The sequence below is a fragment of the Oleiphilus sp. HI0067 genome, from assembly GCF_001635735.1.
Genome location: NZ_LWFI01000556.1, coordinates 1 through 13,433 on the forward strand (window position 1 = coordinate 1; position 13,433 = coordinate 13,433).

The window sequence follows — 13,433 nt, forward strand, 5'->3', positions numbered from 1 at the left end:
TCATTGCTGCATTTAATGAAGAGAAAGATATCGCTGACACGATCAATAATAAGCTTGCTTTAGATTATCCAAGCGACAAGCTAGAGATTATCGTTGTATCAGATGAATCAGAAGACCGTACTGATGACATCGTTCAAGAGCTAGCAGCAAAACAAAGGGGTCAGACACCGCTAGCGGGCTCTGACCCCAGTTTGAAACAGTCTGCTGGCGTCTCGATTCGCCTAGTCCGCCAAACACCTCGTGCCGGAAAAACTTCTGGCCTTAATCTCATCGCTCCTCAAGCAACAGGAGACATACTGGTCTTTTCTGATGCGAATTCGCTTTACGCGGCTGATGCTCTACGGAAAATCGTGGCAAATTTTGCGGATGCAGAGGTAGGTTATGTCACCGGAAAAATGGTCTACGTCACTGGTGATGGTTCGCTTGTAGGTGACGGCTGTTCTAGTTATATGAAGTATGAAAACTATCTGCGCGAGCAAGAAACGAAAGTTGGCTCAGTTGTTGGGGTTGACGGTGGGATCGACGCGATTCGTTCATTTTTGTTTGAACAGCTTCGTCCAGATCAATTGCCGGATTTTGTTCAACCATTAAAAGTTACCGAAAAAGGTTATCGCGTCGTCTACGAAGAGCAAGCTCTCCTCAAAGAAGAAGCTCTAGATGACTCAGGGCGCGAATATAATATGCGTGTTCGCGTATCACTTAGAGCGCTTTGGGCAATGCACGATATGCGAACCTTGTTTAATCCATTTAAACATGGGGTCTTTGCATTTCAGATGCTATCGCACAAGTTACTTCGGTATTTGGCGTTTATCCCTTTATTGGTTTGTTTTTTTAGCAACGTTGCACTTTTATCAGCTTCTCCGTTTTATTTATTAACTCTGCTTATTCAAGTGATGTTCTATGCCTTAGCATTTCTCGGGAAACTACGAATGAGTGATGAGCGAGCTCCTGTTTATCTTACCCTCCCTTATTATTTCACCTTACTAAACGTGGCTTGCGCACATGCAACATGGCGGTATTTGAAAGGTGAGAAACAAGTGATCTGGAAACCAAGGGCGGGGTAGTGGATAAGATCGAGCCGACAATTAAAGTATTGCACCTTATTGATAGCGGTGGACTTTATGGTGCCGAGAAAATGTTACTCACGCTTTGTAGCGAGCAAATTAAACAAGGACTTCAACCGACTATTTTAAGTTGCGGCACAGTCAATGAAAAACCAAAAGCCATTGAGCTAGAAGCGGAGCGACTGGGAATCCCATGCAAAGCGTGGCGGATGAAGGCCGGGCTGAATGTCAAAGGAATGCGAGAGATTTGGGAGTGGGTACATGAACAAGGTTTTACTCATCTGCATTCCCACGGGTATAAGTTTAATATTCTATTAGCCCTAACGAAAAAATGCGCTGATGAAGTTAAGCTTGTGACGACAGTGCATGGGTACGTGGCCCCAAAACTTTTCTCGAAAATGTGGCTGTATGAAGTTTTAGATCGCGTCGCTTTACGAAATTTTGAACGCATTATTTTGGTGAGTAACGCGATGGAAAAAATCCCCGCTATCCAAAAACAGGCAGCAAAGACGCAAGTCGTTTTTAATGGTTTGCCCGTGAGATACGAGCAAGAACAATTGAGGGGCCAAGAAGAGGTCCTCAGGGATAAGTTTGATCTTTTAGGGCTCGCTGTTGGGCGACTTTCGCCTGAGAAGGGCTTTGATGTATTAGTTTTAGCATTAGCTGCTCTTTATAAAAAAAGGCCAGACCTCAAGGAGAAGTTTGGCATTATTGTTTATGGAGAGGGAGGGCAGAGATTAGAGCTTGAACGTTTAATTTATGATAACGGTCTTTCTGAGAATGTTTTTCTTGCTGGTTATGTTAATAATGCAGGGTCTTTGATGTCACACTTTGATGTTTTGTTGATGCCTTCATTGACAGAGGGCTTGCCTATAACATTACTTGAGGCGGTTAGATCGAAGCTACCAGTTGTAGCTTCGAATGTAGGAGCTATTTCAACTGTACTAGGGGAAAACTATCGGTATTTGGTAGAGCCTGGAAAGATTGAGTCGTTAGAAGATGTTTTAGGGTTATTCCTTCTTCAACAAGATGAGATAAAGCAACAAACGAATGCTTCTTGGGAGGTGTTCAAGAAGACATTTTCATCGAAAGTAATGGCTGCGGCGTATTTAGATCAATATATGTCTATACTCAAAGACAAGGGCTCTGTGTGAATAAATCATTGGAGAGCATCTACTACCTAAGTCCAGTTTGGATGCAGAACATCGCTGTTTCCTTAATGGGCTGGAGGTTATATAAAGAGCGCTATGGCAAAGGTGCAGATGCTTTTGAGCGTGAGCTAGAGGAAAGTCGACGTTATTCTGGAGAGCGACTAAAACAGCTTCAATCTGAACGCTTTGTGAGTATGGCGCGTCTGGCAATAAACCACTCACCTCATTATCGCGACTGGGCCAATTCACAAGGCATTTCCGCTAAAGACATTCGCTCATTGGAAGATATTCAGCGCTTCCCTGTTCTTACGAAAGAAGAGGTGAGAGACGCACCAGAACGGTTTGTTCTAGGTGGAGAGCCTGCTGCTAAGAAACTAATTAAATTACATACAAGTGGGACGACCGGAACGCCATTAACCATATACTGCTCTCCGCAGGACAGGACTAAACACTACGCGTTTTTTACGCGCTTAAGAGTAGAATACGGTCTCACTCGCAGGTCAAAAAGAGCGACATTATTTGGTCGCGTCATTATGCTTAGTGATCAAAATTACCCGCCATTTTGGAGGTATGATGCAGTTGGGCGGAATCTGCTTATGTCCTCATACCATCTTAACGAAGGTAATCTAGGGTATTACTATCGAAAGCTCGCTACCTACCAACCTGATGAAATTTTTGCCTATCCTTCAAGTATTGTCCCTATTGCTCAATACATTAACTCCCGAGACTTACCTAGGTTAAAGCTTAAGCTTCTCATGACAACTGCAGAGCCGCTTTTTCCATATCAGAGACAGGCGTTGGAGCAGGCTTTTGATGCGCCTGTTGTGAATCAGTATGGGTGTACAGAGATGGCCTTTTTTGCGACTCAGAAAAATGATGAATGTATGAAATTAGAGCCAGAACATGGGGTTGCAGAAGTCTTGGTCGATACTGGGCTAGTTATGAGACAAGGGATAGGTGACTTAGTTGTTACTGGTTTGGTTAATCGAAATATGCCTATGTTACGTTATTGCGTCGGGGATACTGTTCAAATTGAATTGTCTGATCATAGCAACGCTAGATATCAGAAAATAACTAGCTTGACAGGTAGAACAGATGAGTTGTTATACAAAAAGGATGGAACTCCTGTTGGCAGGCTAGACCCTATTTTTAAAGGAGATTTCAACATTAAAGCAGCTCAGATTGTTCAGTTCGCGAATGGAGATTTAGAGTTAATTGTTGAACCAGATTCGAGTTTCACTGAGGGTAATGGTAGTGATCTGGTTACAGAGTTAAGAAAGAGAATTGGTCCCGGAATTGGCGTTGAGTTGATAACAAATAGAAAGATAGAAAAAACGAAAAGCGGTAAATTTAGGGCTGTTGTTAGTGAGCTTAGTTATGACCGAGTCTAATGGCGAGGTAAAATTGCGATTCACTGCGGTTGGCGATATTTGTTTTGGAGATCACTATTTCTCTATCGGGCATGGTCCAACAGCAAAGATCAATAAATTCGGATCTCATCATATATTTGAAGATGTTGCACCAATCTTAAAGAGTGGAGATATAGTATTTGGTAATTTAGAAAGTGTCATTTCTAATAAGGGTTACGATCCTAGTGACTTTCACTCAGTAGCGTTCAGGGGCTCTCCGAAAGCGGCGGATGCACTTTTATCTGGAGGCTTTAATGTAGTTAACGTTGCTAATAATCATGTTTGTCAACATGGCGGAGCAGCTTTCTTAGATTCGGTTGGTATTTTAGATAGTCAAGGAATAGATGTAGTTGGTTGCTTGGAGTCTAATACAGGAAAACCTAAACCTTTGTATAAAACCGTTAATGGCTTGAAGATAGGTTTCTTAGGTTATTCGGCAGTTGAAGAAGCCTATATTCCAGGGCAGAAATTCTACTCAGAGTTTCAAAAAGAATCGGTCATTTCTGATATTAAGCATATTCGCTCTGATGTAGATATTCTTGTCTTATCTTTGCATTTTGGGATTGAAGCAGAAGACACCCCTACCGAAAATGATATTCATTGTGTCAGAGAGATAGTGGATGCTGGTGTAGATATCTTTTTGGGGCATCATCCTCACATATTTCAAAAAGTGGAGCTTTATAACGGATCTGTTATTGCCTATAGCTTGGGGAATTTTCTTTTCGATTTAACCTGGGATGAAAGGCTGCGGCGGACGGCCGTTCTGCAAATAGATGTTTCGACAGACCTTTCTATATCTTACAGATTATGGCCTGTGAGAATAAATGCTGTTGGCTTGCCAGAAAGAGCACCTAATATTACGTTTAATTTTACTCGTGGCACAGAAAAAACTAAATTATGGCCGCCAGAATGGCTACGAAAGTTATTGTATTTGATTGCGAATTTTCATAAAGGAAACTCTTATTTAAAGGCCAAGTTTATTTTTTGGAAAATCAAGTGTTTTGTGCGATGGAAATGAAGAACGATAGTTGCCTGAGGGTTTGTCACGTTGTGCATTGGCCTAAAAGCGGGATTACCTCTGTTGTTAGAGATTTAATAGATCATTGTAATGCTAATGGCATTGAATCTTTTGTTGTTTTATTAAAAGGGGATTATTCTGATAGGGAGTATTTTTCTGGTGCTCGTGACGTTTTTGTTCTTAATCCTTCTAGATTAATGTTTGATGGATATCGAGCCCTCAGAAAGCTGTTGTTATTGATAAATCCTAATGTGGTGCACGCACACTCTTTTACACCATTTCTTTTTGCATCTTTAACCAGGTTGCCAGCTGCTAAGTTAATTTCAACGGTTCATAGTGATTATCCATATCTTTTAGAGTCGTCGTTTAAATCTAGGGTCAAGAGATCTGTGCATCAGTATATGGCAATGCGAAAGGGAGTCATAAATGTAGCGGTTTCTGATCATGTAAGGGACCTGATTAGCACTCTAATCGGAGAAAATCGTTTGGTTACCGTGTACAACGGTATTCCCAGAACGTCTCCCGTTAGTTTCGGTCCAGAATCTGATAATAGATTGAAAAAATTGATGGGCTCTTCGAAGAATATGGTTGTTGCAATTGGCCGTCTAAGCCCTGAAAAAAATTTTGCAATGTTGATCAGGGCTTTTGCGCAACTAAAGTCTACAGGAAATGATTCTGTCCTGGTCATTATCGGTGATGGTGTCCTAGATAAAAGTTTAAGGGAGCTTGTTACGGGACTGGGTTGTGATGACCGCGTGGTATTTACAGGGTATCTTCCTAATCCTGCGAAATTAATCGAGGAGGCGTCTTTACTTGTATGTTCTAGTCTACATGAAGGCTTTGGACTTGTTTTGCTGGAAGCCATGAGAGGGGGAACGGCAATTCTTTCTACTCCAGTCAAGTTTTCGGAATATCTCGCTTCAGAGGAATGTGCGATCTTAACGGAAGGATTTGGAGTTGAAGATTTAAAACAAGGATTGATATTTGCTCTGAGTCAAAAGGCTAAACATGAAGAGATGATTGCGCTATCAAAGAGTTTATTTCTGAACAAATTTACTCTTGAGGCCATGGGTAAAAGTTATATCGCTTTATATTCTAAAAGATAACGTGAGAGATGAATATGATTTGCGAGTTATCATTTTGATCTCTGTTCCAACTATTTTCTATTAATAATCCAGCAGAGATTTTTTTATGACCTCTATTGAAGTGGATGAACTTCCTTTTGTTTCCGTAATTATCCCTTGTTACAACGAAGAGGAATATGTTGAAGGTTGCCTCAGCGCTCTTTTGGCTCAGTCTTATCCTCAAGACTGCTACGAAATAATTTTGGTTGATAATGGTTCCTCTGACAAATCAGTGGAGATTTCTAGTAAATATCCTATAAGAGTAGTTTCTAAGCTTGGAGGTAAAGTTGGAGGCGTTAGAAACTTCGGAGCTTCTTTGGCGAAAGGCGGGATATTGGCTTTCATAGATGCGGATTGTATTGCACCGGAAAACTGGATCAAAGACTCTGTACATATGTTATTGATGGAATCATCGCTTGGAGCAGTGGGAGGAAGCTATTTATCCCGTGATAAACCGACGTGGGTAGAACGCTGTTGGGTGTTGGCATCCGAACCGGAAGATGGCCCGACTAGTATTCTGGTTGGTGGCAGCTTCATAATAAAGAGGAATATTTTCGATGAGATAGGGGGCTTTGATGAAGTAATTAATGCAGGTGAGGATACTAAGCTTGCATATCAAGTTGCCTCTCTTGGCTATTCTTTACGGAAGTTACATGGGGCCGCTGTTGTTCATATGGGCTACCCGCAAACATTAACGGACTTTTTCAAAAGGCAGTTTTGGCACTCATCTAGTCTTATTCATTCTAAAACTAGTTTGTTCGACGATAAAACGTTTATAGCTGTCGTTGTATTTTCTTTGCTTATATTGATGCTTCCACTTTCGTTTTTTTACAGTCCAGCATTAGGCGGATTGAACGTTATATTGTTAGTCATGATCCCTTTATTATTTACTTGTAAGAGAGTAAATCGGGCACAAGTTACATTTAATGCTAGTCGATTGGTTGGAGCTTTTGCTTTAGATGTCAATTATTTCATTGCTAAAGCATGCGGATTGGCGACTAGCTTGTTTAGCGACCCGTACAAGAGAAAGAATTCTTCCACTGAGTAAATTGAACTGGAAATGAGATTTTAGATTCAATTGTGAATTAGTTACGCAAAATATGTGCTTCTAGTCTGATTCGGGCGTTATAGACCGTGCGTTAGTTGCAGATCCAACCATACTTACGAAGAAATTGTAAACAATATATGAGGAAGCATCATGATTAAGAATCGGCTCTCTACTTTTATTTTAATGCCGTTTTTCATGGTTGTAATTACTACAAGCCTGAATGCAGCCCCAGCGATAAAGAGCATAACAAACGTCGATCCCTCAGACGGCAGGGAAGTGTTCGAATTGACTGGCTCTGGTTATGGATTTAAAGCTCAGGCAGCGCCCGTCATATATGATTTTGGTGATTATGCTTTTGAGAATGGGGTATATAATGATCATCAGAGTAGTTTTGCTGATGATTTTGGAATTCCTAGGCCTGAAAAAGATCCAGATACTTTATGGGTAAAGGCTAGTAATGAATATACAACCCCAACTTATTTGACGCATGATAATGCGAGAGTTGCCGGTGGAACTCGTAATTACAGGTGGGGAGGCCCAAATAGTTTCCTAGGGTGGCCGAGGGCTTATGGAGGGTTAACCCCTCCTTCAGACAATGAAAAACTTTATATGTCATGGTGGTTTCGAACTGATTATGATCAGCATGAGTATTACGAGTTTGGATTTAATAATCTCATAGGCTCTTTTGATAAAGGTGAAAAGGTAACGTTTCAAGGCACTTCGGTTGAGGCATTTGTTTTAGGCATAACTGATAAGCAAATAGCTCTTCAGATAACTGATTCTGGGGGGCTTAAAGGATTGGGCTGGAATGGTATTGATTTGCTGGGTAATAGCTCAGGAGCGACCCTTACCACTAATACGATCATTAGCAGTGGTGGATGGTGGCTCAGCGGCGGTCATGGTTCGACTAAATTTATCAGAGTTTGGGAGGATAGTGCAGGAAAAGACGGATTACGCTTATCTTGGACGCAGGACCAGCTAACTACGGCCGGAAATGATAGCCAGCTTAGAACTTACCTTAAACCTAATACATGGCATCATCTTGAAATTTATATCGATCTCGTTGCCAGTACTGTGGAGCGTAGAGTAAATAGTCAAGTTCTAGAGATTCTTGATATAGGTAATGCTGCGAACCTTAATGGCTCTAGCCCTTCTGTTGCTCTAATTGGCTTCAATGGAAAACAACTTTTTAATGGTGCCAATGGGGCAGATATATATGTAGATAGTACCCCGCAGAGGGTGCTGCTAGCCAATGCTGCGCAATGGAGTGACGTAACACATTCTGAGTTACAACTACCCGTTTCGTGGTCTGAAAATCAAATTACGTGGCAAGCTTTTTATGGAAGTTTGGATCGAACCCAGTTGTTATATGTTTATGTTATTGATGAAAATGGGGTCGCAAACGATATCGGGTATCCTTTGTCTTCGGGAACCAGCTTCGCGGCACCGCCACCTTTATTTGAAGCAGAAGTAAGGTAACTTCGTTATGGAGTCTATAAAGGTAAGTGTCGTAATTCCAGCTTATAATCGTGCATCATACATAAATCAAACCGTCGATTCTGTTTTAAATCAGACTTTTGAGGATTTTGAACTCATCGTTGTGGACGATGGATCAACAGATGGCACGTATGAAAAATTACTTGAGTACGGTGACAAAATTTCTGTGCTTGCGCATGAGGGCCATACAAATAAAGGCCAGTCTGCATCCATTAATTTGGGCTTGAAGCAAGCTTCTGGAAAATATATAGCAATCTTAGATAGTGATGATTTTTGGGAGTTGAATAAACTTGAAATTCAGGTCGCATATTTGGAACAAAATCCTGATATAGGTCTTGTTTATTGTAATGGCTACGGTGTCGACAGTGATGGGCAGCGGTACTATGACTTTTATCCAGAAGACCCCAAAGAAAATAACGATCCCAATAGAGTGCTATTGGACTGTTATATTTTGCTGCCTCAAAATTCGCTTGTGCGTAAAAAAGTATACGATCGAGTCGGTTTTTTTAACGAAGAGTATCGTTCTGCGCAAGATCACGACATGCTAATTCGTATTAGCGAGGTATGTACGTTTGCATACCTGCCAGACTATGTTTTTAACTATCGAAGGCACGAAAATTCGATTAGCACGAAGAAGCAAGATGTGCGCTGGACGACGGGATTCAAAATTCTGGAAGCTGCTTCAAAACGCTACCCATACAAATCGAGCACAATTCGCAAACGTAAAGCGGTCCTGAACTTCCGCTTAGGGCAGGTCTTTATCAGACAGGGACGATATATGAAAGCTTTGGTTCATATTTTTAAAGCGGGTATTCTTGACCCGCTTCGGAGCTTAAAAGTTTTACTCGGCAAAGAAGTTGTTAACTGAGCGATTAGCAGATTACATTCTTATGCCACATCCTGTTAAGTTGCTTTATATCATTGATAGCTTCACGTCTCCTTATGCCGGTACTGAAGGACAGCTATACAAGCTAATTGAAGGGTTGGATCGGGATCAGTTTCAGCCGCATTTAATTCTCTTTAATTGTTCTCAGTATATTGAACAAAACGGTTTTCCATGCGGTGTTTCTGTACTTGGTTATTCGAAACTGTCTTCTCTAAATACTTGGTGGGAGCTTTTTAAGTTACTTCGAAAAAAAAAGATTGATGGTTATCAGCTTGCACATATCTTTTTTAACGATCCCTCAATTATTGCCCCCCCACTTTTGAAATTATTAGGTATTAAATCAATTATTTCTCGAAGAGATATGGGCTATTGGTATACGCCCTCTTACTTGAAAGCGCTGCGCTTTAACGCAAAGCTGGTCGATGCTGCTATTGTTAATAGTAGAGCCGTGAAAGAAATTACTTGTGAGAAAGAAGGTTATAAACCTGCAAATGTGCATGTTGTCTACAACGGATATCAGGATATTGAGATTCTAGCCGCTAACAAGATCGATTTGCGCCAAAGCGATGACGAAATTGTTCTGGGTATCGTCGCGAATATACGACCAATTAAGCGTATGCAGGACGCGATTAATGCTGTGGCACAACTGACCTGTAAAGGCTTTAAGCTGAGATTGGTGATCGTTGGTGGGGGAGACCCAAGTGATCTGAAAGCCCTGGCTGATAACTTAAATGTGTTAGACCGTGTTGAGTTCGTAGGAAGTCAAAGCAAGGCTAGTGATTATATCCAAGGTTTTGATATTTGTTTGTTGTGCTCTGAGTCCGAAGGTTTTTCAAACGCAATTGTTGAGTATATGCAGCATAGTAAGCCGGTAGTGTGTTCGGCTGTTGGCGGTAATCCGGAGTGTGTTGACGATGGGAAAACCGGTTTTTTATATGAGGCTGGTGATGTTAGTGAGTTGACAGAAATCATAAATGCCTTGGTTGAAGCCAAAGACGCTGCAGAAACACGTGCAGCATTTGGCAGAGAGGCACAAAGAAAAGTCGCCGAAAACCTTACATTGCCTGTTATGCTTGCGCATCAAGAAGAACTGTACATAAACGTATTAAATGAGCGTTAGCCCTCTACTTAGCACGAAAGCTTAACCATGATTTCAAAATCCAAGATAATCCAAATGCTGGGACCGTTAGGAGGCTATGCCTTTATACGTTGGCTCATGCGCAACGAACCTCGCATTATCATGTTTCATCGGTTCAGCAAGGAGCCAGAATCGGGCCATATTTCCTCCAAGGTGCTTGATCAACAGCTCACCTACCTTGAGAGACATTTCAATGTTATCTCGCTTTCTGAGCTGCGTTCCTGCAAGCAGAAAGGCATCTCACCGCCTGAAAATAGTTTGGTTTTAACTGTGGATGACGGTTATCGGGATTTTTATGAAGTTGCTTATCCTTTATTGAAAAAACACCAATTACCCGCAACATTGTTTGTGACAACGGGCTTCGTAAATAAAGAGCTTTGGCTATGGCCCGACCAGATAAGCTGGGCGTTAAACAATGCAGAAGTATTGAGTTCTGAATTAGTAATGGACGGAAATTCTATTCCTTCTCAAGCAATTAATGAGCACACCCGACCACTGCTTTGGAGTAAAATTGTTGGGTATTTGCTCTCTATTTCTGATGAAGATAAACATATTTGGATCAATTGCTTCTATGAAGCCCTGAATATAGAGTTTCCAGCGACTGCCCCAGTAGGTTATGAAGCTTGTTCTTGGGGACAATTGCGAGAAATGCAGTCGCATGGCATTGAGATTGGTGGCCATACTCATACCCATCCCTCTTTAGGACAGGTCAGTGATGAACAATTAGAGATCGAAGTTTCGCATTGTATGCAGTTGATGACTGAAAATTTGGGTATAAATGATCGAGATTTTTGTTTTCCTAACGGACAGCCAAATGACTTCAATGAGGGTGTCATTAACGTGATAAGAAAGAATGGCTTTTGTTCATCTGTGACAGCTTTTTACGATAGTCAGGCGGCTACAAAATTGTATGAAATGAGACGGCATACTGCATCTGAGGAGTGGTTTCAGTTTTACAAGTCTGTAAATGGTGTAGAAACTCTCATGGCAAAACTTCGAGGGGCGCACAATCGTATGGAAGGTGTTGTTTGTTAGCCGCAGGTCCTTCAGAAACTATTGATAAGGCTATGTCACTTTCCAATACAGAACCTGTAAGCGGTTTTACATTTTGGTTATATATATATTTCTTAATAGATTTTTTTCTTCACCTAAGCGCTCGCATACCTGGATACGGGATTATCCGTCCAACCCTTCTGATTGTTTTAGTGTTAACGGCTCTTTTATTCGTTCAGAGAGGAAAGTTTTTAGATATTTATCAGCAGGAGTCTTTTAAAAAAATTAAGTGGTTAATAGTTTATCTTGGCTTGAGCTTTCTTCTTGTAAGATGGCCAGGGAGCGCGTTGAATAATTTTCCAGACTTTGTTAAGGCTGTATGTTTTTTCTTTTTTACGGCAATGATTATCGATACCCAGAAAAGACTAAAGTTATTTGTATTTGTTTTTGTAGCTTGCCAAGTTTTTCGTGTTTACGAGCCGCTTTATCTAAATCTAACAGAAGGGTATTGGGGTGATAGGACTTTTATTGGTGACGAGGGGTTTGCTCAACGGTTAGCAGGAGCACCTTCAGATGTAATCAATCCAAATGAACTCGGTTTTGTTATAGCCACGGTTGTACCATTCCTTTATTATTTTTTATGGACGAGTGGAATTAAGCGTAAAGTCTTCTTTCTTGTCCTTATCCCGCCTCTTTTATATGCCCTTATTCTAACAATGTCTCGTGGAGCTTTGCTCGCGCTGGGCGTTGTTGGTTGGATGGTCTTTAAACGGTCTAGTTATAAGCTTTTACTAATTATTTCTGCTTTTGGAGTAGCTATTCTTGCTTGGTCTGTGATGTCCGACATTCAGAAAGATCGCTATTTATCATTGGTATCGTCAGATACTGTTTCGTCAGCAACTGCTGAAGGGAGAATGAGTGGGATGGTAAATGAGATGAAACTAGGTTTAACAACAAGACCAATTTTAGGAAATGGGTTGGGCACAACTCCTGAAGTAAAATACCATGAATGGGGTAAAAGTAGGGCTTCCCATAACCTCTATGCAGAGCTTCTAATTGAGATCGGTGTTTTTGGGATGGTCTTGTTTTTAGGTTACCTTAAGCAAATTTGGTTTGGTTTAAAGCGCATAAAGGTACTCATGAATGATTGCGAGCACTCGTACAACTTATTTTGGGGGCGAGTGAGTTATGCATTAGTTGCAATTTATTGGATGTATCTCGTATACAGTATTAATTACTTTGGTTTGTCCCAGTACTACTGGTATATGTTTGGGGGCTTAATAATTTCCGTAGAGCGTGTTTTTGTGAAGAGGTATAGGGAGTATGACTAAAAAGCGCCTATTGATCGTCGCTCGTTGGCCGGTTGGAGGGATATTAACTTATTTTAGTTATATTTATTCGCAGAATTGTTTTGATGGTTACGAACTTACTTTTGTTATGCCTAGGTTTGAAGGCGGTGAAAAGTTTTTAAGAGAGAGGTGCAGTAGAGCCTCTTTGTCTTTCGTATATTGTGAGCATTCGAGTAAAGATCTATTCTTCGCCTACAGAGATACAGTTCGGAGAGGCTTTGATTTGGTTCACTGTCATGGTTTTACCGCGGGTGCCTTGGTGGGGCTAGGTAGACCTTTACGTCACATGACACCTCACCTCATGACGGTGCATGATGTTTTCCTTGAGAGACAGTTTTCAGGTTGGAAGGGCAGGTTCAAAAAATTCTTATTATCTCTGACTTTTAGGAGAATGGACGCTATTCACGTAGTAAGTGAAGACTGTAAAGCGAACTTTCTTGAGTTTTTTCCAAAAATCGAAGATTTCAGAATATACACCATCTTACATGGCGTAGATACTGAGAAATTTTATAATGAAGAGCCGCGAGACTTCCGAGAAGAGCTGGGTTTTTCTGATCAGTTATTGCTAGGTTTTTTTGGTCGTTTTATGGCCCAAAAAGGTTTCAAATACATTGTTGAGGCTATTGAATTCCTGATTACGAAAGATGAACGCTACAGGCGCAGGTTAAAAGTGCTTACCTTTGGTTGGGGTGGCTTTATTCGTGAAGAATTTGAGCTGATTGAGCAAAAAGGTTTGTCGGATATATTTGTTCAAAT

The 13,433-nt window shown here is 41.0% G+C and carries 12 protein-coding genes; all 12 read left to right on the top strand.

Features of this window, described 5'->3' with window-relative positions; translation table 11 throughout:
* Positions 1-1,064: glycosyltransferase (locus A3739_RS06450; RefSeq protein WP_068500754.1), on the top strand; the 1,064-nt coding region annotated here is incomplete at its 5' end.
* On the top strand, positions 1,064-2,218 hold the full coding sequence (locus tag A3739_RS06455; protein ID WP_082878299.1) for a glycosyltransferase: 1,155 nt from the start codon (positions 1,064-1,066) through the stop codon (positions 2,216-2,218). The genes A3739_RS06450 and A3739_RS06455, both read left to right, overlap by 1 nt.
* Positions 2,215-3,606, top strand: a complete 1,392-nt coding sequence (locus tag A3739_RS06460) for a phenylacetate--CoA ligase family protein (protein WP_068763434.1) — start codon at positions 2,215-2,217, stop codon at positions 3,604-3,606. Before A3739_RS06455 ends, A3739_RS06460 begins: the two co-directional genes overlap by 4 nt.
* Positions 3,593-4,642 carry a CapA family protein gene (locus A3739_RS06465; RefSeq protein ID WP_068500760.1) on the top strand — a complete coding sequence of 350 codons (1,050 nt, stop codon included), beginning with the start codon at positions 3,593-3,595 and terminating at the stop codon, positions 4,640-4,642. The genes A3739_RS06460 and A3739_RS06465 overlap by 14 nt, the downstream gene beginning before the upstream one ends.
* A complete protein-coding gene (locus A3739_RS06470) occupies positions 4,609-5,748 on the top strand; it encodes a glycosyltransferase family 4 protein (protein ID WP_156502406.1) in 1,140 nt (379 codons plus the stop codon). Before A3739_RS06465 ends, A3739_RS06470 begins: the two co-directional genes overlap by 34 nt.
* Positions 5,749-5,833: 85 nt before the next feature.
* Positions 5,834-6,814, top strand: coding sequence for a glycosyltransferase family 2 protein (locus tag A3739_RS06475; RefSeq protein WP_068500765.1), 981 nt, complete (start codon positions 5,834-5,836; stop codon positions 6,812-6,814).
* 150 nt (positions 6,815-6,964) lie between these two features.
* Positions 6,965-8,293, top strand: a complete 1,329-nt coding sequence (locus A3739_RS06480; RefSeq protein WP_068500768.1) for a hypothetical protein — start codon at positions 6,965-6,967, stop codon at positions 8,291-8,293.
* Positions 8,294-8,300: 7 nt separating this feature from the next.
* Positions 8,301-9,179, top strand: a complete 879-nt coding sequence (locus tag A3739_RS06485; RefSeq protein WP_068500772.1) for a glycosyltransferase — start codon at positions 8,301-8,303, stop codon at positions 9,177-9,179.
* Between the two features lie 22 nt (positions 9,180-9,201).
* Positions 9,202-10,317, top strand: coding sequence for a glycosyltransferase (locus A3739_RS06490; protein WP_156502407.1), 1,116 nt, complete (start codon positions 9,202-9,204; stop codon positions 10,315-10,317).
* Positions 10,318-10,344: 27 nt separating this feature from the next.
* A complete protein-coding gene (locus A3739_RS06495; RefSeq protein ID WP_082878300.1) occupies positions 10,345-11,370 on the top strand; it encodes a polysaccharide deacetylase family protein in 1,026 nt (341 codons plus the stop codon).
* Entirely contained in the window at positions 11,364-12,659 is a 1,296-nt protein-coding gene (locus tag A3739_RS06500; RefSeq protein ID WP_068500785.1) for an O-antigen ligase, read from the top strand. The genes A3739_RS06495 and A3739_RS06500 overlap by 7 nt, the downstream gene beginning before the upstream one ends.
* A 10-nt stretch (positions 12,660-12,669) precedes the next feature.
* Positions 12,670-13,433 (top strand): glycosyltransferase family 4 protein (locus tag A3739_RS28670; protein WP_231877025.1); only part of this gene is annotated, 764 nt, incomplete at its 3' end.

Bases quoted from the DNA above. Each gene is read 5' to 3' on its own strand.
- A3739_RS06465 (WP_068500760.1), top strand. From the start codon at position 3,593: ATGACCGAGTCTAATGGCGAGGTAAAATTGCGATTCACTGCGGTTGGC.
- A3739_RS06475 (WP_068500765.1), top strand. From the start codon at position 5,834: ATGACCTCTATTGAAGTGGATGAACTTCCTTTTGTTTCCGTAATTATC.
- A3739_RS06480 (WP_068500768.1), top strand. From the start codon at position 6,965: ATGATTAAGAATCGGCTCTCTACTTTTATTTTAATGCCGTTTTTCATG.
- A3739_RS06485 (WP_068500772.1), top strand. From the start codon at position 8,301: ATGGAGTCTATAAAGGTAAGTGTCGTAATTCCAGCTTATAATCGTGCA.
- A3739_RS06490 (WP_156502407.1), top strand. From the start codon at position 9,202: ATGCCACATCCTGTTAAGTTGCTTTATATCATTGATAGCTTCACGTCT.
- A3739_RS06495 (WP_082878300.1), top strand. From the start codon at position 10,345: ATGATTTCAAAATCCAAGATAATCCAAATGCTGGGACCGTTAGGAGGC.